Genomic DNA, 21,819 nt, shown 5'->3' with positions numbered 1-21,819 from the left:
GTAGCCGCGACACGGCCATGGATGGCCGATCGCGGCGGGCCCACGGAGCAATGCCTGACTGCGGGCATGCCGAGCCTAGGCGAGGCACCGAGTGGTGGGGCAAAAGCGCTTTGGTTACTTTCGCGCTCTTCGAAAGTGACCCGCCGTAAGGGCGGAACCCTAAGTGGCCGTGACCGCAGCAATGGATATGTACACATACCCAGATGAGGATACCTATGGCCACCGCGAGCAATCCAACTCCCACAGGGGATCTTTGCCGGGTGCAGAGTTTTGTGCCGCACCGCCCATCAAATGCGGGAGTTTTGCTGGGGCACCGAACTCTGAAAACCCCACGATGGATCCGTCTCGGCCGATGGACGACAAATCAATCCACAATAAACAGCCTGGCCCCGGTTGCTGTGCTCGACCGGTGCCCGTCCCTGTCATTGCCCACCTGATAACTCATCCCCGCCGTCAGGGTGAACTGACGGCCATCCTCCAGTTCGGTCTGCAACTCCCACTCCAGGCACAACAACACATGCCCGCGCCAACACCAGTGGTCAGCCAGGTAGCCAGGGCTGTATTCCACCATACAGGGAGTTGCCTTTGGTATCCTGCCGGCCCGACCTAGGTGCCCGGCCATGCACATTGCTCCGTCCCATATCCTCCACGAAACCGAACACTGGCTGCTCAACCATCACCTGGCCTCGGCCCTGCCCGGTTATTTGATGCTGGGGGCCAAGACGCCAATCAGCTCGTTGGCTGACCTACCCGACGCGGCCCTGGCGCAAATGGGTGGCATACTGGCGAAAACCCAGAAGGTGATGGAAGTACAGCTCCAACCCAAGTGGCTATACATCAGCCGCTTTGGGCATATGCCCGGCTTCCCGCTGCACTTTCATTTGATCCCGGTCTATGACTGGGTCGAAACGCTGTTCTGGGAGGATGAGCGCTACCGGGTGCTGCAAGACTTCGGCGCTGGCAGCAACGGGCAAGCGGCGACGGATGGGGCCGAACTCACCCTGTTTATCTGGCGCGAGTTCGGTGAGAACCCGACGCCACCCGCGACGGCCGGGCTCACGGTGCCGGGCGTGATCGAGCGCCTGCGCGCCGCGTTCAAACAGTCAGACGCTTGACCATCGGCACACACGCCAGCTCCAGCCCCGTAGGCGAATGATAGATCGACTGCTCGCCGCCTTCGTATCCGCGGCTACGATAGAAATCAGCAGCATTCAACGTCGCGTCCAGCACCACCTCCTCAATCCCCAGCTCCAGCGCCACTTGCTCCAGGTGCTCGAGCATCTGCCCGCCAAACCCGCGCCCGATATAACCGGGCAGCACAAACAGCGCACCGACTTCTCGATGATCCGGGTCGAGCATGCCGGTGGCGACCGGCTCGCCATCGACGCAACCCAGGTAGAACGGCTTGGCCATCAGCGCGGTGTAACCGTCCTCGGCGGCGCCACGGGTCCAGGTCAGCATTTGCTCGGCGGTGTAGGCGCCGATGCATTGGCTGCGGATTGCCTGCAGGCGGATGTCGAAGGCGATGGGGCCGTCGTCGTGGGTGGCGCGTCTGATTTGCAGCATTCGAATCTCCCTGAATTAACTGTGTTTGCCGTGACCTCAAGGTGCCATTAGCACACTTGTGCTAATCGACCCCGCAGGCACCCGGCGCTATATTCGCCGGCACCCCCAACGCTCCCCGCCAGCACGTCGAACCCGCCGTGCAAGGGATCGTTGTGCGTTGAAAACACCAAAACAACCCCAAGGAAGACACACCATGAAACTGCACTCCCCTGTTACCCGCCTGGCGCTGCTGGGTGCCCTGATGATCGGTGTTGCCGGTTGCAGCAATATCAAACCCACCGAAGATCATCTCAAGACCCTCTCGGAAACCAACCTCGGCGAGCCGGTCAAGCGTGTTTCCAACGTACGCAGCGACTCCATGACCACCTATTACATCGCCAGCACCGCTTCCGGTGACTACAACTGCTCCGTGCCCAGCGGTGCCAGCGGCGGGATGTTTGCCGTGGCCAGCTTCGGCCTGATGAAACCCGCTGCCTACTGCCAACCCAAGGGTGCCCGGGGTAACGCGTTGACGCCGTTTAACTAACCCTGGCTGAGGTCGCGCAGGGTGCCCCGTAGTTCAGCGGGGCGCACTGGCTTGGACAAAATGGCGATCTGCCGGTCGTGCAGCGCCGCCTGGATCTTCTCCACGTCATGCCCGGTCAGAATCAGCGCCGGCACCGCCACCCCGCGCTGCGCGCGCAGGTGGTCGATGCACTCGATGCCGGTGGCGTGGTTGCCCAGGTCATAGTCGGCGACGATGATGTCGCAATCGCTGACCAGGCCATGCCCGCTCGATTCGGCCTGCACCTCACAGCCCCAACGCTCCAGCAACGCCTGGGTGGCCAGCAGCACGTTGTGGTCATCTTCCACCAGGCACACCTTCAACCCGGTCAGCAGCCCTGCCTGGCGCGCATCGTCACGCACCACCGGTTGATGGGTCGCGGTCGCCAGGGGCAAGCCGCGCAAGCTGACCGAGGTGCCCCGGCCCACCCGTGAGCGCAGCGCCACGTCCATGCCCATCAACAGCCCCAGGCGCTTGACGATGGACAAGCCCAGGCCGACGCCTTCAACGTCTTTGTCGCGCAACTGGCGCACGCGATAGAACTCCTCGAACACCCGGGGCAGATGTTCCTCGGCAATCCCCCGCCCCTGGTCGTGAATTTCCACCATCACCTCGCCGCCACGCTGGCGCACGCCGATCAGCACCGGGCGCTGGCCGCCGTATTTGAAACAGTTGGAGAGCACGTTCTGCACCATGGTTGCCAACAGCGCCGGATCCACCCGCACCCAGTGGGCGCAGGGGCGCAGGCGCAGTTCTACCCCGGCCCAGCGGGCGGCTTCAGCGTTTTGCCGCAGCAGGTCGGCCAGCCACTCACCGAGGTGCACCACCTGGTATTTTGGCAGCAGCCGGCCGTTGTCCAAGGTGTAGAGGTCGAGAATGGAGCGGAACAATTGCGACACGTTCAGCAGCGAACGGTCGATATTGTCCACCAGCCGCCGTTCTTCATCGCCCAAGCGCGCTTCACGCAGGCAGGCGGTAAACAGGCCGATGGAGTGGATGGGCTGGCGCAGATCATGGCTGGCCTGGGCGAGGAAGCGCGATTTTTCCAGGTTGGCGGCGATGGCTTCTTCGGACGCCTTGCGCGTGCGCTCCAGCAGCAGGTGGGCGTAGACCGGGATCACCGTGCTGGTGATCATCAGCATCAGCACCATAAAGGGCTGCGCCTGCCACAGTGGGGTCAGCCGATACACAATCAGCAGCGCCAGCAACGCCAGGCCCGTGGCAATCGCCAGGTAGCGCGAACCGTAGCGCATGCCGTTGCCGAGGTTGACCCAGACCATCACCGCATACAGCGGCAACGCCGCCTCACCGCCCACCACCAGGCCGAACGAGGTGCCGGTGTAGTCGTGGATCATCCCGAAGACCCGCCGCGCCGGATAATGCCCGGGCCAGCGTGCAATCACCTGGCGCAGCGCAATCGAGACCAGCAGGAACCCGCAGATGTAGATAATCACCGGCACATAGCGCTCCATCGACTGCCCCGGCAAAAAGCCCAGCAGGCCGATGTACACAATGGCGCAGGCGGCCACCACAATACGCAGGTTGGCTTGGTCCAGTTCGGCGTCTTTCACGAACTTCATGGGCAACGTCCTTGTACGGTCATCGTCTTATCTGTGTACCCGGCAGGCAGGCGGTGAACAGAGTGGTAAAGTAGCACGCCACAGGACAACCTGGCCCCAGGGAGGAGCACCCCATGACATGCCGGATCATCATCGCCGACGACCACCCGATGTTTCGCGAAGGCATGCTGCGCACCGTGCAACGCCTGCTGCCCGAGGCCTGCGTGGAACAGGCCGGCGACCTGGACACCGTGCTGCAGATGCTCAAGAGCGGCAGCGAAGTCGACACCCTGATCCTTGATTTGCGCTTCCCCGGCCTGACCTGCATCAGCCAGTTGGGCGAACTGCGCCAGCAACTGCGGCGCACCACATTGATCGTGGTGTCGATGGTCGATGACCCGTTGTTGATCGAACAGGTGATGGCGCTGGGGGCCGACGGTTTTATCGGCAAAAACATCGCCCCCGAAGAAATCGGCCAGGCCCTGCTCGCCATCCGCCAGGGCGAGGTGCTGGTCAAATTCGCCCCCTCCGGGCTGTTGCCCCTGGACACCAACACCCTGACTGCACGCCAGCAGGAGGTGTTGCGGCTGATCGCCCAAGGCAAGACCAACAAGGAAATCGCCAAGGCCCTGGATATTTCGCCGTTTACCGTACGTATCCATGTGTCGGGGTTGTTGAGAAGCCTGAACGTGCCATCGCGGGCAGCGGCGGCCGTTAAATACAGCCCACCCCTGTAGGAGCAGCACCATCAAAGCCCTCTCCATCGTGCGCCCCAGCGGCAGCCGGATCGCCGCAGGCGAAAAAACCCTGGAAATCCGCCGCTGGCAGCCCCAGCTGGAGCCGTCCCAGGACCTGCTGATTGTCGAGAACGGGCGCTTCCTGCATACCGATGGCGATGAAGACGAAGCCGGTGTGGCCGTCGCCATCGTACGCGTAAAGGCAGTGCGTGCGTTTGCCCCAGAGGACGTGCCAGCAGCCTGCGCCAGCTATTTCGAAGAAGGCTGGTTCGCCTGGGAACTGACTGACGTACGGCCGCTCGCACGCCCCTTTAGCGCCCTGGCGGCACGGGGGATCTACGAGGTTGAATTCATGGAAAACCGCGAGAACTGTATGAACAGTCAGATCAGAGTCGCCACCCCGGCAGACATCAACGTCATCTTCGACATTCGCACCAGCGTCAGGGAAAACCACCTGTCCCATGCCCAATTGGCGCAAATGGGCATCACCCCGCACGCCATCCAGCAAGCCATGCAACTAGCGCCCTGCGTATGGATCGCCGAGGTGGAGGGTGTGGCGGCCGGTTTTTCCATGGCCGACATAGAAGAAGGCTGCGTATTTGCCGCCTTCATCCGCCCCGAATTCGAAGGCCACGGACTGGGCCGCAGGTTGATGGAGCAGGCCGAAGCCTTGTTGTTCCAGCACCATCAACAGATCTGGCTGGAAACCGCCGAAGCGAGCCGCGCCAACGGGTTTTACCAGCGCCTGGGGTGGGTGGTGGTGGAGCAATTGCCGGACGGGGATATTCGGATGGAGAAGCTCCGGGAATAACTCTGCCGGTGGGATTTTCGCCAGCGCACCGACCCCGCTATCATGCAGCCCTTCGCCCAACCCAGGAACCGCCATGCCCGCCCTCACCCTACGCAACGCCACCCCGGCAGACGCCGCCCGCTGCTACGAGATCGAAATCGGCGCCTACGAAGGTGATGAAGCCGCGACCCTGGAGAAGATCGCCACGCGTATCGCCCTGTACCCGCAAGGCTTCCTCACTCTGGAAGTGGACGGTCAAGTAGTGGGCTTTATCAACGGCGGGTGCGCCTATGATGTGGTGATGTCGGATGAGGCCTTCAAAGAGTTGGTGGGGCACTCGGCGGATGCGCCGAATGTCGTGATCATGTCGGTGGTGGTCGACCCGGCGCACCAGGGCAAGGGGTATTCCACGCAGTTGATGCAGGCCTTTGTGCAGCGCATGCGCGGGATGGGCAAGCAGACCATCCACCTGATGTGCAAGGAGCAGCATGTGCCGTTGTACACGCGCATGGGTTACCAGTATGTGCAGCCCTCGGCGTCAGACCACGGCGGGATGGCCTGGCATGAGATGGTGATGACGCTCTGATCCGGCAGCGGGCTTCACCAACTCCCCGAGGCCCCGCCGCCGCCGCTGGAGCCGCCGCCACCGGAAAACCCGCCACCGGAGCTTGAGCTGGAACTGGAGCTTGAACGGTCGCTGGAACCGGAGCTCGACCCGCCCGTGCCCTGACCGTAAATGAACAGCGCCGCGAACGAGCTGATGGGCAAGGCGAACAACCAGCCATCAAGGCCCATCTCCAGCAAGTACCCCGCCGCGCCATACACCCCCAGCACCATCAGCGTCTGCACGCAAAACCCCAGGCGGCTGTGGTTCCAGGCGGCTCTCATCACTGCTAGCAGGACCAGGTACAGGCCCAGCACCACCAGCGCGGCCAGCGGCCATGCCAGCCAGTTCATAAAGGACACTTCAGTCAGGTAGTGATCCACCAACCCCAGGCCGACGCTGTAGGCCATCAGCGCCAACACGCAATAAAACACCGCCTTGGCCTGCCACAACGCGCCGAATATCGCTGCGCTGATCGACATGCAAAACGGCAGCGCCAGCACATAGATCGGCCAGGCCTTGCCATTGATCGCGGCCAGTGCCGTCAGCAGCACGGTCAGCACCAGGCCAGCAATCAGGCCACGGCGCCAATGCAGCTTGCCCGAGGCCAGCAGCACCCCGCCGATGGCCCCCAGAATCAGCGCCAGCAACACCGCAGTTTCATCCACTGTTTCAAGGGTCTGGTCCACTGCCGGCAAGTCGCCGCCCTCGACCAGCACGCTCAGGGCGTCCACGGCGCGCTGCACACCGCCAGCGTAATCGCCCTGGCGAAACGCCGGGGTCAGTTGCTCCTCGATAATCCGATGGCTCAACAGGTCTGTGACCAGCCCTTCCAGGCCGTAACCGACCTCGATCCGCGCCTTGCGATCGTCCTTGGCCACCAGCAGCAAGATGCCGTCGTCGATACCCTTGCGTCCCAATTTCCAGGCGCGCAACAGTTGGGTGCTGAACGTCTGGATATCGACGTCGCCCGTACTCGGCAGCAGCATCACGGCGATCTGCGCACCCTTGCGCTGTTCGAGGTCAGCAAGCTGCTCGGTCAGGCGCTGCTGCGTCGCGGTATCGAGGGTGTGGGTCAGATCGATCACGCGCTGGTTCAGCGCCACATTCACCAAGGCCGGCGGCACCGTTTGCGCCAAGGCCAGTGCGCTGAACAGTAGGAGCACCAGGCCCCAGGCCGATTGCCATAAAAACCGCCCCATACTTTGTTACCTGACGTTTCGTCCTGAAAGCGCCGACTTTACCCTATCAGCGCTATATCTAGTGACCCCATGCGGTGGACTCTCTAAACTGACGCGAAAACCTCATAGCAACACGCCACTACGAGCACGCCCATGGACCTTCGCCATCGCAACAACGTCAACATAATGGGCAATGGTTCCTCGACGCTGGTGTTTTCCCATGGTTTTGGCTGCAACCAAGCCATGTGGAATTACCTGCTGCCCCATTTCGTCGAGCGTTTTCGCGTGGTGGTGTATGACCTGGTAGGGGCCGGCCTGTCTGACACGGCGGCCTACCACAAGGAAAAATATGCGGCCCTGGACGGTTACGCCGCAGATCTGAACGAGATTATCGATGCGTTCGCCAGTGGCCCGGTGATTCTGGTTGGCCATTCGGTCAGCGCAATGATTGGCACCCTGGCCGACCGCGCAGCGCCCGGGCGCATTGCCGCCCATGTGATGATCGGCCCCTCGCCCTGCTATATCGACACCGACGACTACGTGGGCGGGTTCAAGCCCGAAGACATCCAGTCGCTGCTTGACACCCTCGACAGCAACTACCTGGGTTGGTCCAGCGCCATGGCCCCGGTGATCATGGGCGCGCCGGGGCAACCGGCACTCAGTGAAGAGCTGACCAACAGCTTTTGCCGCACCGAGCCCGAGATTGCCAAGCAGTTTGCGCGGGTGACGTTCCTGTCGGACAACCGCGCCGATATCGGCGGCCTCACCACCCCCACATTGATCCTGCAATCGAGCGATGACCTGATCGCCCCGGTCTGCGTGGGCGAGTACCTGCACCGCGTATTGCCCCACAGCGCCTATCGCCTGATCGACAATGTGGGCCATTGCCCGCATATGAGCGCGGCACCGGCTTGCGCGGCGGCGATGGAGCACTTCCTGCTGCCATGGACCGTTGCCCATGGCGAGTGAACAGTTGCCCGATCCCCAGGCGCTGTTCGACGGTGCCGCCTGTGCACTGGCGGTCACCGCAGAAGACGGCACGCTGCTGCGGGTAAACCAGTGTTTCAGCGACTGGCTGGGCATGCCGGCGACCGAGCTGCAGGGCCGGCGTTTCCAGGACCTGCTGACCATGGGCGGGCGGATTTTTCACCAGACCCACCTTGCCCCGCTGATGCAGGTGGAAGGCCGCATCACCGAGGTAAAACTGGACCTGCGCCATCGCGATGGCCACACCGTGACCATTTTGCTCAACGCCATCAAGCGCGAATACGCCAACGGTGTGCAACATGAGCTGGCGCTGTTCGGTACCACCGACCGCGACAAGTACGAACGCGAGCTGCTCAACGCCCGCAAGTTGGCCGAAGCCCTGCTGCTGGAGAAGACTGCTGCCGAAACCGCCCTCCAGCACGCCCAGGCCGAGCTCAACCAGGCCTATATCAAGGCGCAGCGGCGGGCGCTGTTTGCCGAGCAAATGGTCGCCATCGTCAGCCATGACCTGAAAAACCCGCTGACCGCGATCAAGATGGCATCCGACTTCCTCGCCCGGGGCGAGCGCACCGCCAAGGAAACCCAGTTGATTGGCCATATCGGCCAGTCATCGGAACGCGCCCAGCGGATGATCGCCGACCTGTTGGACTTCACCCAGGCCCGGGTCGGCGTTGGCATCGGCGTAAGCCCCAACCCGCTGGACCTGCACGACGTGACCCGGCGCGCAGTGGATGAGCTGCGGGTGGCCTTCCCCCGCGCGTGCCTGGTGCATCACACCGTGGGCGCTGCCGATACCTGCCTGGATGGCGACCGTGTGCAGCAAATCATCGGCAACCTGGTGGCCAACAGCGTGGCCTATGGCGACCTGCAACAACCGATCACTATTACCTCGCGACTGGGCCACGACGGGGCCAGCCTCTCGGTGCACAACCATGGGCCGGTGATTGCCGACGCGCTGATGCAGGTGCTGTTTGAGCCCATGACCCGAGGCACCGACCAGAACTGCGACATACGCAGCGTGGGGCTGGGGTTGTTTATCGTGCGGGAAATCGCCAAGGCCCATGGTGGGGATGTGGGCGTCAGCTCACAGGTGGGCAGCGGTACCACGTTCACCGTTTGCTTGCCGCTGACCCACCTGTGAAGGTGCTGTCAGGGGTAATTCAGCGTCACCAGGTAAGCCCCTGAGCGCAACGGCTTGCCCGCCCCATCGTTCAGGCTGTATTGCCGATCGAAGTAACGACCATCGCCGCTGGTTTCGGTCACCAGCTTGACCTTGACGGTTGAGTGGTCCAGCGCACTGACCGTGCGCACCGGCTCGACGCCAGAGGCGCTGATGTTGCCCCCGGGTGCAAACATCGGGCAACCGCGCAGCGCCAACGTCGACCCTGCCCCGCTCCCTGCGGTGCAGGTGGCCTCCACGATACTGCCGCGAAACTGGATAACGCCATGGGCCACGGTGGTTGCTGCTTGGCCACTGGCGCTGACGAGCGCGAAAAACAGGCTGATACCGACTGCCAAACGTTGACTGCTCATATTGAACGCTCCTGGGTATATACCCATCACGTCGGCAAGTCTGGTCAGTTTCTTGAGGGTTTAAGAACTACCTGATGGTTATTTTTTCAAGGATGCCAACGGGGTCTCACATTGAACAGATCCCCGTTCAGGTGGGAGCGCCTACAGGACAGCACCCAACGCCTTCAACAGCACGCCATCACGGCCATAAATATCCGGCGCGTACAGCAACGCGCCCTGGCTATCCACCTGCACTGTCCAATAACCCAGCAACACCGGTACCGGCGTCGCCAGGCGGAACTCATGGGTCAGCCCGGTTGCCAGCAACTCTTCGGTCCGCGCCTTTTCCGCCGGGTTCACCAACAAATCACGCAGCAACATCGGCTGCTCTACCCGCACACACCCCGAGCTGAACGCCCGTGGTCCCTTGCTAAACAGCGGCTGGCTGGGCGTGTCGTGCAGGTACACCGAGAACGGGTTGGGGAAGCGCATGACGATCTTGCCCAGCGGGTTGCGCGGGCCGGCGTCCTGGCGCAGGAGGATGTTGCCAGGGTGCGACCAGTCCACCTGCTCCGGCGACAACGCGCGGCCTTCACTGTCGAGCACCTTGAGGTTCTGTTGGCGCAAGTACTCCGGGTTCAGGCGAATTGCCGGCAACTTGTCCTCGCGCATGATGGTCGGCGGGATCGTCCAGGTGGGGTTGAGGGTCAGGCGCGTGATGCGTGACTTGAGCAACGGCGTTTGCCGCTCGGCGCGGCCTACCTGCAAGCGGGTCTGCCACACGGGCACGCCGCCCTGGTAGACGCTCAACTGCGCGGCTGCGACGTTGACCAGGATGCCGTCCGGCTCCAGGTCCTGGGCCAGCCAGCGAAAGCGTTCGAGATTGACCCGCAACTGCTCGCGCCGCAGCGCCGGGCTGACGTTGAGCTCGGCCACCGTGCCCGGGCCGATTACCCCGTCGGCTTGCAGCGAGTGGCTGGCCTGGAAGCGCTTCACCGCCTCCACCAGTTCATTGCCGTATTGATTGCCCTTGGGCACGCTCGCCAACTGGCCGCCACTGACCAGGCGTCGGGCCAGGGCCGGCACCCGTGGGTCTTCGCCGCCGGGACGCAGCAATGGGCCGTTGGCAATCACACCCCATTGCGCCAAGGGTTGCAGGCGCTGTGTGGCGTAGGCTGTGCGCAGGCTGCGATACAGCTTTGCGCTGGGCCTGGCCTGGTCGAAGGCGGCTGGCATGTCGGTGAGCCCGGCAGTGGCCAGGGCCAGCACGGCGACGGCGGGGTCTTCGCTCGGCGGCTGGGAATGCCACAACGGTTCGTAATGGGCCTGCTGCAAACGGCCATAGTGCAAGTCATGCAAGGCTTGTAGGTAGTGCTGGCTGGTTTCGAAGTCGCTGCACAATACGTTGCTGGTGGCCGCCACGTCGGCCAGCCGGTAGTGCGCCGGGTCGAGGCCGTCGTCGGCCAGCAACAGTAATTGATCCTGCAACGCCTTTCGGCGTCCGTCCTCCGGCCAGAGGGCGACATTGCCTTGTTGCTGGTAAAAAGCCTGCAACCGCGCCTCGGCGGGTGCATCCAGTTGCGCAGCCAAACCGGGGCAAACGCTCGACAACTGCCCAAGTGCCAGCTGTACTGGGTTTGACGGCTCGACCAGCACTTCATCAGCCGTGGCGACCAATGGTGCTACGAGCAAGCAAAGGCTCAAGTAACATGCGTGTTTTTTGAACAATGGCTTAGCTCCAATCTACGGCGGGGATGCGATATACATGCTCAATATTGACTGCCGACTCGGCCTGATCGCCGTCGCCCTGGCCGCGTTCTGTACGGGTGCCTTCGCAGAGAATGCCAAACCTCATACCTTGTATAGCAGCCTGGCGCGCTCGGCTCCAGAACTCAATCCCGCAGTCCTCAAAAGCGCCCTCAGCGCCATGCAGTGTGCTGTCAACAATGGCCAGGAACGCTCCGAACGCCTGGCCGTGATTGACTATTCGCAGCCTTCGACCGCCCGTCGCCTGTGGATTTTCGATCTGCGGCAAAAAAAGCTGGTGCTGCGCGACCTGGTGGCCCATGGGCAAAAGTCCGGGGAAAACTTCGCCACCCAGTTCTCCAACAGCGAAGGCAGCCATCAATCCAGCCTGGGCCTGTTCCGCACCCAGGAAAGCTACCAGGGCACCCACGGCTATTCGTTGCGCATGGACGGCCTGGAGCCCGGCTTCAATGACCAGGCCCGCGACCGCGCCATCGTGATCCATGCCGCCGACTACGTCAGCCCCCTGTGGAGCAAGCGTGAAGGCCGCATCGGCCGCAGCCAGGGCTGCCCCGCCGTGCGCCCGCAAGTGGCGCGCCAGGTGGTGGACAAGCTCAAGGATGGGCAGTTCATGTTCTCCTGGTATCCCGACCAGCGCTGGTTGAAATCCTCGGCCTACCTCAATTGCAAGCCGCGCCAGATCGCCAGCGCCGGTTGAGGTAGTATCTGGAGGGCCGAGCCTGACCAGAGAGAGAACCTCAAATGCTTTTGCACCAGTCAACGTGGATCGAGATTGGCCAATTTCTCGACCGCAGCCGTACCGTGGTGATTCCCATCGGTTCCAACGAACAACATGGCCCCACCGGCCTGTTGGGCACCGATTGGATGTGCCCGGAAATCATTGCCCATCAGGCGCAAAAAGACGCTGATATCCTGGTCGGCCCGACCTTCAATATCGGCATGGCCCAGCATCACCTCGGGTTCCCCGGCACCATCTCCCTGCGCCCATCGACGTTTATCGCCGCGATTGGCGACTGGACCCGTTCCCTGGCGGCCCATGGCTTTGAGAAGATCCTGTTTCTCAATGGCCATGGCGGCAATATCGCCACCATTGAAGCGGCCTTTTCCGAGTTGTACGCCGAGGCCAGCTTCGCCCGTCGCCCCGCCGGCTTCGCCTTGAAGCTGTGCAACTGGTGGGACCTGGAAGGCGTTGGCGAACTGGCGCGCGCGCAATTCCCGACGGGGCATGGCACCCATGCCACCCCTTCCGAGATCGCGATTACCCAGTGGGCATACCCCGACTCGATCAAGACGGCGGACTACTCGCCAAGGATTGCACCCTCCGGCCCGATCCGCGAGGCCCAGGACTTCCGCGCCCGCCACCCGGATGGCCGGATGGGTTCCGACCCGGCCCTGGCAACCCCGGAGAAAGGCGGCGAACTGGTGGCCCTGGCTGCCAAGGGGTTGGTGTCTGCGGTGGAGAATTTCAGCCGCGAAGCCATGCCAAACTGACGGTTGCGACACAGACACCAATAAAATCTATAAGAAGGACCTATTCATGAAACCCCACCAGAAGACTTTTGATCGCATCCGCAACGCCGTGCTGCCGGAGTTTCGCGAGCGCGTCGCCGACTATTTGGTCGAGTACGAAAACGCCCTGCAGGACCCCGCTGCCGCTACCGACCAAGCCTGCGCCGCCGCCCAGCAACTACGCGGTTACCTGCGCGGCCTGAACACCACCCGGGTGCTTGGCATGGAGGACTGGGAAGACCTCGACCGCCGGGTCGCGCAGGAGTGGCCGCTGGGCGCTACAACGACGGACGTGCCTGGTTGACCCAGGCCTGCACCGATGGCCGCTGCCACTGCCGCTGGGCATACGCCACCAGCCGCGCGGGCACCGGGTCGCCGTTGAGGATCAGCCGGTTGAGCATCACGGCCAGGTCCACATCGGCAATCGACCATTGGCCAAACAGATAGTCATCGCCCTCGGCCAACCACTGCTGCGCCGCCGCAATCAGTTTGTCGGCCGCCACCTGGGCCTGGGTTGATAGCGGGCCATATTTGACCGCGCAAAACACCACCAGCGTGGAGCGCTCCTGGCGGATCGGCAGCAAGTCACTGCGCAACCACGCCTGGATCTGCCGCGCCCGCGCGCGTTGGCGCGGATCCCTCGGATACACCGGCACCTGAGCAAATACATCCTCCAGGTATTCGGTAATCGCCGACGACTCGGACAACGCAAACCCGCCCTGCTCCAGGGTCGGCACACGCTGCGTCACGGACAGCCCGGCAAACACCGGCGCCTGCTGCTCCAACGCGTCCAGGTCGAGGGTGCGCACCTCAAACGGCAGGCCTTTTTCCCGCAGGGTTACAAACACCGACATCGCATACGGGCTGGTGAACTGGGCATCGACATACAAGCGCATCGGCAGGTTCGTCACGGCGGCATCTCCTTGGGTGAGCAGCCACGCTACGAGATGTGTGGCGATAAATACAATGCAGCCTTTTTATAGGGGCATTCCTCGACGGAATACGGCGGGCTCCCACCACCTAGCCGGAAAACCCACCGCCCGTAAGGAACGCCTGCTCCTCCTCGGTCGTCACCCGGCCCAACGCCCCATTGCGATGGGGAAAGCGGCCGAATCGCTGGATGATCTCGGCATGCTCCTTGGCCCAGTGATAGGTGTCGGCATCCAGCTGTTGGTTCAGCGCCAGGGAGCGCTGCTGGTCCTCGGGTAGCTCGGAATGCTCAAAGGGCAAGTAGCAGAACGCGCGCAATGCCGGGTCGATCTGGCGGTCCAGTCCCGCGTCGACCATACGCCCGGCGTAGGCCCTGGCCAGTGGATCGGTCGCGAACATATGGGCAGTGCCGCGAAAGGTATTGCGCGGGTATTGATCGAGCAGGATCAGCAGCGCCAGCGCGCCTTCGGCTTCGCTCAGCCAGTGTTCCAGCTCACCCCTGGCCGCCTGGAAGTGGGCCTCATGGAAGCGTGCACCGAATTCGGCATCGAACTGTGGATCTTTCTTGAACCAGCGTGATGGGCCCGCCGCCGTCCAGAATTGCACGACGGTTTTGAAATCAATCGGGGCGCTCATAAGTGACTCCAGGGTCGTTAGGTCTGTGGCCTACCCTAGCATCTGAATGAGCCGATTCCGACTCGGCAATCCACGCTTGCCGTCCAATGTTATAAGATAACCACCCTCCTCTTCTGCTGACGACCTCGCCCCATGACTGACGCTGTTCCTCGCTCACGCCAACGCCTGCTGTCCATCGACGCCCTGCGCGGCCTGGTGATCCTGTTCATGTTGCTCGACCACGTGCGCGAGACGTTCCTGCTGCACCGCCAGGTCAGCGACCCGATGAACATCGACAGCACGGAACCTGCGCTGTTTTTCAGCCGCACCCTGGCCCACTTGTGCGCGCCGGTGTTTGTGTTACTGACGGGCTTGTCGGCGTTCCTGTACGGCGAGAAATACCAGGGCCGTGGCGATGTCTCGGCGTTTTTGTTCAAGCGCGGGCTGTTCCTGGTGGTGCTGGAATTTACCCTGGTGAACTTCGCCTGGACCTTCCAACTGCCGCCCAGCGTGATCTACATGCAGGTGATCTGGGCCATCGGCGTGAGCATGATCGCCCTCGCCGCACTGGTGTGGCTGCCGCGCCCGCTGCTGATCGGCCTGGCGCTGCTGATCATCGGCGGGCATAACCTGCTCGATGGCCTGCACGTCGCAGCGGGGTCGTTGTGGCACGTTCCCTGGACGATCCTGCATGAGCGCAGCTGGATCGAGGTCGGCGACTCCCTGCGTCTGCGCACGACGTACCCGGTGTTGCCGTGGATCGGGGTGATTGCCCTGGGTTACGGCATCGGCCCGTGGTTTGCCGGCTCGATGACAGCGGCGCGGCGTCAGCGGTACCTGTTACTGACAGGCGTGGCCGCGCTGGTGGGCTTTGTGGCGTTGCGCACGCTCAATGGCTACGGTGAGGCGGCTTGGCAGGTGTACGACAGCCACGTGCAGACGCTGATGAGTTTCTTCAACATCACCAAATATCCGCCTTCCCTGCTATTCCTCGCGCTCACATTGGGTGTGGGGCTGCTGTTGCTGCTGGCGTTCGAACGCGCCGGGCAACGGCGCTGGATCGCCACCCTGTCGGTGTTCGGCGCGGCGCCGATGTTCTTTTATTTGCTGCATTTGTATGTGTTGAAGGTGATGTACGTGCTGGGCGTGGCGCTGTTTGGCTTGAACCAGGGCACGCATTTGGGGTTCGACAGCGTGGGGGCGGTGTGGCTGGTGGCGTTGCTGCTGCCGCTGGCGTTGTACCTGCCCGTGCGCTGGTTTGCCCGGCTGAAGGCCCGGCGGCGGGATATTGCCTGGCTTAAATACCTCTGATCACGTGGGCGCGGGGTTACTGGCGATGGCGGTGTGTCAGCCGTCAGCAATGTTGGCTGGGCTGGCGCTATCGCGGGCAAGCCCGCTCCTACAGGGGATGTTGGCTGGGCACAAAACAAAGGTGGGAGCTGGCTTGCCGGCGATGGCGGTGTGTCAGCTGTCAGCAATGTTGGCTGGGCTGGCGCTATCGCGGGCAAGCCCGCTCCTACAGGGGATGTTGGCTGGGCACAAAACAAAGGTGGGAGCTGGCTTGCCGGCGATGGCGGTGTGTCAGCCGCCAGCAATGTTGGCTGGGCTGGCGCTATCGCGGGCAAGCCCGCTCCTACAGGGGATATTGGCTGGGCACAAAACAAAGGTGGGGGCTGGCTTGCTGGCGATGGCGGTGTATCAGCTGTCAGCAATGTTGGCTGGGCTGGCGCTATCGCGGGCAAGCCCGCTCCTACAGGGGATATTGGCTGGGCACAAAACAAAGGTGGGAGCTGGCTTGCCGGCGATGGCGGTGTATCAGCTGTCAGCAATGTTGGCTGGGCTGGCGCTATCGCGGGCAAGCCCGCTCCTACAGGGGATGTTGGCTGGGCACAAGATCTGCGCCGCGCCACATATGCCCGCTTGCACAATCGGATTTGTGTCAGCAGCAGTTACGCCAGTTCAGCCCGCAATTGCCGGGCGGCCGCCACCATGTGGATCAACGCCGCTTCAGTTTCCGGCCAGCCGCGGGTCTTCAGGCCGCAGTCGGGGTTGACCCACAGCCGTTCGGCCGGGATGCGCCGGGCGGCCTTGCGCAGCAGGTTGGCCATTTCCGAGGCGTCGGGCACCCGTGGCGAGTGGATGTCATAGACGCCCGGGCCAATGTCATTGGGGTAGGCGAAGGCTTCGAACGCGTCCAGCAGTTCCATATCCGAACGCGAGGTCTCGATGGTGATCACGTCGGCATCCATCGCCGCGATGGACTCGATCACATCGTTGAATTCGCTGTAGCACATATGGGTATGGATCTGGGTTTCGTCACGCACGCCACAGGCACACAGGCGGAAGGCTTCGGTGGCCCAGTCCAGGTAGTGTTGCCACTGGGCCCGGCGCAGGGGCAAGCCTTCGCGAAAGGCCGCTTCATCGATCTGCACTATCTTGATGCCCGCCGCTTCCAGGTCCAGCACTTCATCGCGGATCGCCAGGGCCAGTTGCCGGGCCTGCACTTCGCGGCTCACGTCTTCGCGGGGGAAGGACCACATCAACATGGTCACCGGGCCGGTCAGCATGCCCTTCATGACCTTGTCGGTCAGGCCTTGGGCGTAGCGGATCCACTCCACCGTCATGGCTTTCGGGCGGCTCAGGTCGCCGAAGATCACCGCAGGTTTCACGCAGCGCGAACCGTAGCTCTGCACCCAGCCAAAGCGGGTGAACACATAGCCATCCAACTGTTCGGCAAAGTACTCGACCATGTCGTTACGCTCGGCCTCACCGTGCACCAGCACGTCCAGGCCAAGGTTCTCCTGCACTTCTACGGCGTGCTTGATCTCGCTGTGCATCGCCTCGACGTATTCGGCTTCGCTCAACTTACCGGCCTTGAACGACTGGCGCGCCAGGCGGATCGACGCGGTCTGCGGGAACGAGCCAATGGTGGTGGTCGGCAATAGCGGCAGGTCGAGGCCGGCGCGCTGCTTGGCGATGCGCTGGGTAAACAGCGACTGGCGCTGGCTGTCCTTGGCAGTGATGGCCGCAACACGGGCCTGGACCGCCGGCTTGTGGATCCTCGGCGAGGCCGCCCGGGCGGCCTGCACGGCACGGCTTTCGGCCAGGGCCGCAACCACCTTCGCCGCTTCTGGCTGGTTGATGGCCTGGGTCAGCACGGCCACTTCTGCACATTTTTGCACGGCGAAAGCCAGCCAGTTTTTCAATTCGGCGTCGAGCTTGTCTTCACGCCCCAGATCCACCGGGCTGTGCAGCAGCGAGCAAGACGGCGCAACCCACAAGCGCTCACCCAGGCGTTCATGGGCGTGCTGCAAGGTGGCCAGGGCATTTTCCAGGTCGCAGCGCCAGACGTTGCGCCCATTGACCACCCCCAACGACAACACTTTATAGGCCGGCAGGCGGTCGAGAATGGTCGGGTATTGTTCCGGCGCACGCACCAGGTCAATGTGCAGGCCATCAACCGGCAAGTTGGCGGCCAGGCCGAGGTTTTCTTCCAGGCCGCCAAAATAGGTGGCCACCAGTTTTTTCAGGGGGTCACGCTGGATCAGGTTGTAGGCGCGCTCAAACGCGTTTTTCCAGTCCTGGGGCAAATCCAGTACCAGGATCGGCTCGTCGATCTGCACCCATTCAACGCCCAGGTCCGCCAGGCGCTGGAAGATCTGGCCGTACAGCGGCAGCAGACGGTCGAGCAGGTCAAGCTTGTCGAAATCGCTGCCCTTGGCCTTGCCCAGCCACAGGTAAGTCAACGGCCCGATCACCACCGGCTTGACGGTGTGCCCCAGGTCGCGGGCTTCCTGGACTTCTTCGAACAACTGATCCCAGCCCAGGTGGAACTGCTGGTCAGCGCTCAATTCTGGCACCAGGTAGTGGTAGTTGGTGTCGAACCACTTGGTCATTTCCTGGGCGTGGGCGCCGCCGCAGCAGCTGTCGCTGACGCCACGGGCCATGCCGAACAGGGTCTGCAACGTGGCTTTGCCGTCGGCCGGGCGGAACCGCTCGGGGATCACGCCGAACATCAGCGAGTGGGTCAGCACCTGGTCGTACCAGGCAAAATCCCCCGCCGGCAACAGCTCGATGCCAGCCTGTTTTTGCAAATCCCAGTGGGTCTTGCGCAACTCACGGCCGACCGCACGCAGGCCGGCTTCGTCCAGTTCGCCCTTCCAAAACGCTTCCTGCGCTTTTTTCAGTTCACGATCGCGTCCAATACGCGGAAATCCAAGGGAATGAGCGACTGCCATGACAATAAACTCCAATGTGTTGGTATGGGAGCCATTGTCGGCAGCGCGCGATAGTGAGACAAACTCATTTTATTCTAGGTAATCACGAAATCTACTCATGATCAAAACACCCCAGGCCTTCTCAAGCACCCCTGTGCAGGTGCCGATAGTCCCACCAACTGGACGTGGCGGTTTTTTTCTTGACCACAGGTGGGTAGAGCGAGCGGACAAAGTTGATGTCGCCTTCAGATAGCTCGTTGTTGTCCTTGATGGCTTTTCCATCATTGAGCCAGGATGAAGCAAAACCATAATGCATGATGGATTTGCGATCGTACTCAGACGAAACCACATTGGAAACCAATGGCTTGAAGTTGTGCTTTACCTCTTTCGCCCCACCTTTACCTATGTAGGCTTTATTAACTTCGGACCAATTAATATCTAGATTATTGTGTTCGTGCTGGTGTTCATGTTGCAGCCCCAAAACATGACCGAACTCATGCTGGATCGTACCGGCGTTATACGCATTGAGCCCTCCCTGGAAGCCAATGACCGTCGTAGGCTTGTAGGCCGGTACATTGAGCGATCGGATCCCCAGGTACGAATGGCCACCCGACAGATCATTGTCTGCGGCAATCCGGATATCCCCGTCGGAGTCATCCGTAAACTCAAAAGTCAGGTTGACGTGGGGTGCCCATTTATTGATGTTGGTTTTTGTAAACTCCTCTTGCTCGGGGGTCATGCCCAGCAGGGAAATTTTTATGACCGACTGTTGTGGCCATAACGCCGAAGTTGTCGCCACCCCGCGCTTTGGTCTGGATGGGGCCGCGACCTCGGCGCTATCAAGCAGCGACGGGTTCGGTGTATGGGCAGTTAAGTGAGCGTTCAGATTGACAGTCAACGTTGTATCCCCGCAGCGATGTAATTTCCTATTGCGTCGCATTGCGCCGCTGTAGGTTCCACTGGGGCCATGACAAGAGTTTACGAATTGTGCGCCTGGCTACCAAACCACTGCCTCACCACCCCCAACGCCGGATGGGCAGCGGCCGACGGTTGCAGGCACAACGCATAGCACCCGCCCGTGGCCAGGGCCTGGCCAAAGGGCACTACCAGCACACCGCGCTCCACCGATTCGGCCGCCAGTGTGCGGTCAGTCATCGCCACCCCAAGCCCGCGCGCAGCGGCATCCAGCGCCAGTTCATCGAGGTTGAAGGGAATATGGCGATAGTCCGCCAGCGACCGCCCGCCATGCGCGGCCAGCCAGGTGGCCCAGTCCTGGCGGTCGGCCGAGCGGTGCAGCAAGGCAAAGCGCGCCAGGTCCTGCGCCGACGCCAACGGCCCAAGCCCAGGGGCGCAGACCGGCACCAGCGCTTCCTCGAACAGCACCAGGCAATCCCCATCGTGGGTGGGCTTGGGCAGGTAGAGGATGTAGGCGTCACTGTCGCTGGCCGGTTCGACCACCTCGGTGGCCACGGTCTCGATGGCCAGTGAGATATCCGGGTGGCTGCGGTAGAAATCACTCAACTTGGGCAGCAGCCAGCGCACCGCCAATGACACATGCATGCGGATCCGGAACGGGCGCTGGTGCGGCGACAGCCGATCCTCCAGGCGCTGCAACTGCGCCAGCACGCTACGCGCGCTGTCGAGTACCCATTCGCCCTCAAGGGTCAGCCGCAGGTTGCGGCTGTTGCGCACCAGCAGCGGCACACCGTAGTGGCCTTCCAATTGCTGGATCTGGCGGCTGACCGCACTTTGGGTCAGGCACAAGCGCCCCGCCGCGGCAGTGAAGCTGCCACGCTCGGCAACCTCGACCAAGGCTTGCAGGGCTTGCAGCGAAGGCAGGTGATGGCGGTTATCCATGCGCTTTCCGAATAGATGGATGATTTTATAACGTTGGTTGTATCACCCAAGCCCCTATAGATTCCAGCTGACAATAAATCCTGCGCGACTCACCCATGCCGGTGATGCATTCAACCGAGGTGCCCTGTGGAAAATAGCTGTGGCTGGATTGCCCAAACCCAAAGCCTGCCCGCCCGTGCGCCCTTAAGTGGCACGCACCAAGCCGACTGGCTGGTGATCGGCGCCGGCATCACCGGCTTGTGTGCCGCCCATAGCCTGGCGCAACTGCATCCGCAGGCACGCATTGTGCTGCTGGATCGACAACGGGCGGCCCAGGGCGCCTCGGCACGCAATTCAGGATTTGTGGTGGCCCATGAGTATCCCGGCGCCGACGAGTTGATGGGGCGTGGCGGGTTCGCCGGGTATGAGGTGGACTGCGCTATCTCCCAGGCCGCCACCCAGGAAGTGCGCAAGCGCGTCGCCACCCATCACATCGACTGCGACTTTCGCGACAGCGGCTATTACTTTGCCGTCCACGACCGCGACAAACTGGAGCAGGTCGAAGCCAGGCTGGCGACCTTGCACGCGGCGGGTGCCGCTGCCCATTTCGTGCAAGGCGAAGCCCTGCGCCACACGCTCGGCACCGCCCACTACCAGGCCGCGATCTGGTGCGGCAACGGCAACGCCTTGCTGCAACCGGCCAAGTACGTCAGCGGCCTGCTGCAGGCCTTGCCCGCCAACGTAACGCTCTTTGAGAACAGCCCCGTGACGGGCCTGGAGCTCATGGCCCATGGCGCCATCCGCGCCAACGCCGTCAATGGCAGCGTCGAGGCCCGCCAGGTGCTGGTGTGCCTGAACGCCTTTATTCCCCGGGTTGGCCTGGACCACAGCGCCAGCTTTCCCATGGAGCTCAGTGCCAGCCTGACCCGCCCGCTCACCGACGAAGAGTACCGCCAGATGGGCACGGTCGAACCCTGGGGCGTGCTCTCCACCCGCCCGCTGGGGGCCACGGTGCGCCTGACTCCGGATCGCCGGGTGATGATCCGCAACACCGCCGAATACCGCACCCGCGACCTGTCCAACCGCGAACTGCTGCAGCGCCGCCGGCACCATGTACAGGGTTTGCAACGGCGCTTTCCGTGGCTGGACGAGCAAGACATCCACTACTCCTGGACTGGCCACTTGAGCGCCACGCGCTCCGGGCAGCCGTACTTCGCCAAGGTGCGCGATGGCCTGTATGCGGTCGCGGGCTGCAACGGTGCCGGCGTGGCCCGGGGCAGCCTGTGGGGGCGCCTGCTGGCGGAATGGGCCTCGGGGCACACCTCGCCGCTGCTGCAATCGGTCATCCAGCGCGCCCAGCCCGGCTGGCTACCGCCGCGCCCGCTGTTCGACCTCGGGGCCCTGCTGCGCATGCGCGTGGAAGCCGTACGGGCGCGCAGCGAAATCTGATCACACAAGAACAACA

At 62.6% G+C, this 21,819-nt stretch carries 22 protein-coding genes and 2 pseudogenes; 13 read left to right on the top strand and 11 right to left on the bottom strand.

Going from position 1 to position 21,819, the window contains the following annotated elements; translation table 11 throughout:
• Nucleotides 1-364: 364 nt before the first annotated feature.
• A pseudogene (locus tag HBO19_RS27830) lies at nt 365-571 on the bottom strand (DHCW motif cupin fold protein); the annotation flags it as partial.
• Between the two features lie 49 nt (nt 572-620).
• On the opposite strand from HBO19_RS27830, the gene HBO19_RS27825 reads away from it, so the two are divergent.
• Nucleotides 621-1,115 (top strand): HIT family protein, encoded by a 495-nt coding sequence (locus HBO19_RS27825; protein WP_170058688.1) that lies wholly within the window; start codon nt 621-623, stop codon nt 1,113-1,115.
• Here HBO19_RS27825 and HBO19_RS27820 read toward each other — a convergent pair.
• Nucleotides 1,096-1,566 (bottom strand): GNAT family N-acetyltransferase, encoded by a 471-nt coding sequence (locus HBO19_RS27820; RefSeq protein WP_170058687.1) that lies wholly within the window; start codon nt 1,564-1,566, stop codon nt 1,096-1,098. The genes HBO19_RS27825 and HBO19_RS27820 overlap by 20 nt on opposite strands.
• A gap of 193 nt (nt 1,567-1,759) precedes the next feature.
• Here HBO19_RS27820 and HBO19_RS27815 point away from each other — a divergent pair, with 193 nt between their 5' ends.
• On the top strand, nt 1,760-2,092 hold the full coding sequence (locus tag HBO19_RS27815) for a hypothetical protein (protein ID WP_169957120.1): 333 nt from the start codon (nt 1,760-1,762) through the stop codon (nt 2,090-2,092).
• Here HBO19_RS27815 and HBO19_RS27810 read toward each other — a convergent pair.
• On the bottom strand, nt 2,089-3,690 hold the full coding sequence (locus tag HBO19_RS27810) for a hybrid sensor histidine kinase/response regulator (protein ID WP_169957119.1): 1,602 nt from the start codon (nt 3,688-3,690) through the stop codon (nt 2,089-2,091). The genes HBO19_RS27815 and HBO19_RS27810 overlap by 4 nt on opposite strands.
• A 113-nt stretch (nt 3,691-3,803) precedes the next feature.
• Here HBO19_RS27810 and HBO19_RS27805 point away from each other — a divergent pair, with 113 nt between their 5' ends.
• From HBO19_RS27805 to HBO19_RS27790, 4 genes and pseudogenes are all read left to right on the top strand, one after another.
• Nucleotides 3,804-4,406 carry a response regulator transcription factor gene (locus HBO19_RS27805; protein ID WP_169957117.1) on the top strand — a complete coding sequence of 201 codons (603 nt, stop codon included), beginning with the start codon at nt 3,804-3,806 and terminating at the stop codon, nt 4,404-4,406.
• Between the two features lie 28 nt (nt 4,407-4,434).
• Nucleotides 4,435-4,662: pseudogene (locus HBO19_RS27800) on the top strand (ASCH domain-containing protein); the annotation flags it as partial.
• 117 nt (nt 4,663-4,779) lie between these two features.
• The gene (locus HBO19_RS27795; protein WP_170058690.1) at nt 4,780-5,217 is read left to right on the top strand and encodes a GNAT family N-acetyltransferase; all 438 of its coding nucleotides are present in this window, start codon (nt 4,780-4,782) and stop codon (nt 5,215-5,217) included.
• 73 nt (nt 5,218-5,290) lie between these two features.
• Nucleotides 5,291-5,782 carry a GNAT family N-acetyltransferase gene (locus HBO19_RS27790; RefSeq protein WP_170058686.1) on the top strand — a complete coding sequence of 164 codons (492 nt, stop codon included), beginning with the start codon at nt 5,291-5,293 and terminating at the stop codon, nt 5,780-5,782.
• A gap of 14 nt (nt 5,783-5,796) precedes the next feature.
• Here HBO19_RS27790 and HBO19_RS27785 read toward each other — a convergent pair whose 3' ends face one another.
• Nucleotides 5,797-7,002: a YgcG family protein gene (locus tag HBO19_RS27785; RefSeq protein ID WP_170058685.1), complete on the bottom strand. Its 1,206-nt coding sequence runs from the start codon at nt 7,000-7,002 to the stop codon at nt 5,797-5,799.
• A 132-nt stretch (nt 7,003-7,134) separates the two neighbouring features.
• Between HBO19_RS27785 and HBO19_RS27780 the strand changes: the two genes are divergently transcribed.
• Nucleotides 7,135-7,950 (top strand): alpha/beta hydrolase, encoded by an 816-nt coding sequence (locus HBO19_RS27780; RefSeq protein ID WP_170058684.1) that lies wholly within the window; start codon nt 7,135-7,137, stop codon nt 7,948-7,950.
• Entirely contained in the window at nt 7,940-9,109 is a 1,170-nt protein-coding gene (locus tag HBO19_RS27775; protein ID WP_170058683.1) for a PAS domain-containing sensor histidine kinase, read from the top strand. The genes HBO19_RS27780 and HBO19_RS27775 overlap by 11 nt, the downstream gene beginning before the upstream one ends.
• Before the next feature lie 8 nt (nt 9,110-9,117).
• On the opposite strand, the gene HBO19_RS27770 is transcribed toward HBO19_RS27775, so the two are convergent.
• Nucleotides 9,118-9,501 carry a type 1 fimbrial protein gene (locus tag HBO19_RS27770; protein WP_170058682.1) on the bottom strand — a complete coding sequence of 128 codons (384 nt, stop codon included), beginning with the start codon at nt 9,499-9,501 and terminating at the stop codon, nt 9,118-9,120.
• Nucleotides 9,502-9,642: 141 nt separating this feature from the next.
• Complete coding sequence (locus tag HBO19_RS27765; protein ID WP_170058681.1) at nt 9,643-11,208, bottom strand: L,D-transpeptidase family protein; 1,566 nt, start codon at nt 11,206-11,208, stop codon at nt 9,643-9,645.
• 37 nt (nt 11,209-11,245) lie between these two features.
• Between HBO19_RS27765 and HBO19_RS27760 the strand changes: the two genes are divergently transcribed.
• From HBO19_RS27760 to HBO19_RS27750, 3 genes are read left to right on the top strand one after another with little or no spacing between them, the layout of a single operon-like run.
• A complete protein-coding gene (locus HBO19_RS27760) occupies nt 11,246-11,944 on the top strand; it encodes a murein L,D-transpeptidase catalytic domain family protein (protein ID WP_169957108.1) in 699 nt (232 codons plus the stop codon).
• A gap of 44 nt (nt 11,945-11,988) precedes the next feature.
• Nucleotides 11,989-12,738, top strand: a complete 750-nt coding sequence (locus HBO19_RS27755; protein ID WP_170058680.1) for a creatininase family protein — start codon at nt 11,989-11,991, stop codon at nt 12,736-12,738.
• A gap of 46 nt (nt 12,739-12,784) precedes the next feature.
• Entirely contained in the window at nt 12,785-13,060 is a 276-nt protein-coding gene (locus tag HBO19_RS27750; RefSeq protein WP_170058679.1) for a hypothetical protein, read from the top strand.
• On the opposite strand, the gene yfcF is transcribed toward HBO19_RS27750, so the two are convergent.
• Together yfcF and HBO19_RS27740 are read right to left on the bottom strand one after the other, a co-directional pair.
• Nucleotides 13,035-13,667 (bottom strand): glutathione transferase, encoded by a 633-nt coding sequence (yfcF, locus tag HBO19_RS27745; RefSeq protein ID WP_170041028.1) that lies wholly within the window; start codon nt 13,665-13,667, stop codon nt 13,035-13,037. The genes HBO19_RS27750 and yfcF overlap by 26 nt on opposite strands.
• Before the next feature lie 109 nt (nt 13,668-13,776).
• Nucleotides 13,777-14,322, bottom strand: a complete 546-nt coding sequence (locus HBO19_RS27740) for a DUF924 family protein (RefSeq protein ID WP_170041027.1) — start codon at nt 14,320-14,322, stop codon at nt 13,777-13,779.
• A 132-nt stretch (nt 14,323-14,454) separates the two neighbouring features.
• Here HBO19_RS27740 and HBO19_RS27735 point away from each other — a divergent pair, with 132 nt between their 5' ends.
• Entirely contained in the window at nt 14,455-15,612 is a 1,158-nt protein-coding gene (locus HBO19_RS27735) for a DUF1624 domain-containing protein (protein ID WP_170058678.1), read from the top strand.
• Nucleotides 15,613-16,250: 638 nt separating this feature from the next.
• On the opposite strand, the gene metE is transcribed toward HBO19_RS27735, so the two are convergent.
• From metE to HBO19_RS27720, 3 genes are all read right to left on the bottom strand, one after another.
• A complete protein-coding gene (gene metE, locus HBO19_RS27730) occupies nt 16,251-18,539 on the bottom strand; it encodes a 5-methyltetrahydropteroyltriglutamate--homocysteine S-methyltransferase (protein WP_170041025.1) in 2,289 nt (762 codons plus the stop codon).
• Nucleotides 18,540-18,660: 121 nt separating this feature from the next.
• Nucleotides 18,661-19,416, bottom strand: a complete 756-nt coding sequence (locus tag HBO19_RS27725; protein ID WP_169957097.1) for a M12 family metallopeptidase — start codon at nt 19,414-19,416, stop codon at nt 18,661-18,663.
• Nucleotides 19,417-19,496: 80 nt separating this feature from the next.
• On the bottom strand, nt 19,497-20,375 hold the full coding sequence (locus tag HBO19_RS27720; protein ID WP_169957096.1) for a LysR substrate-binding domain-containing protein: 879 nt from the start codon (nt 20,373-20,375) through the stop codon (nt 19,497-19,499).
• 126 nt (nt 20,376-20,501) lie between these two features.
• Between HBO19_RS27720 and HBO19_RS27715 the strand changes: the two genes are divergently transcribed.
• A complete protein-coding gene (locus tag HBO19_RS27715) occupies nt 20,502-21,803 on the top strand; it encodes an FAD-dependent oxidoreductase (RefSeq protein WP_170058677.1) in 1,302 nt (433 codons plus the stop codon).
• The last annotated feature ends 16 nt before the right edge of the window (nt 21,804-21,819 follow it).

The organism is Pseudomonas sp. WS 5021, from assembly GCF_012985535.1.
Lineage (GTDB): Bacteria > Pseudomonadota > Gammaproteobacteria > Pseudomonadales > Pseudomonadaceae > Aquipseudomonas.
Note: the sequence above shows the minus strand (reverse complement) of the source record. Positions and strands in the feature narration are given on the sequence as shown.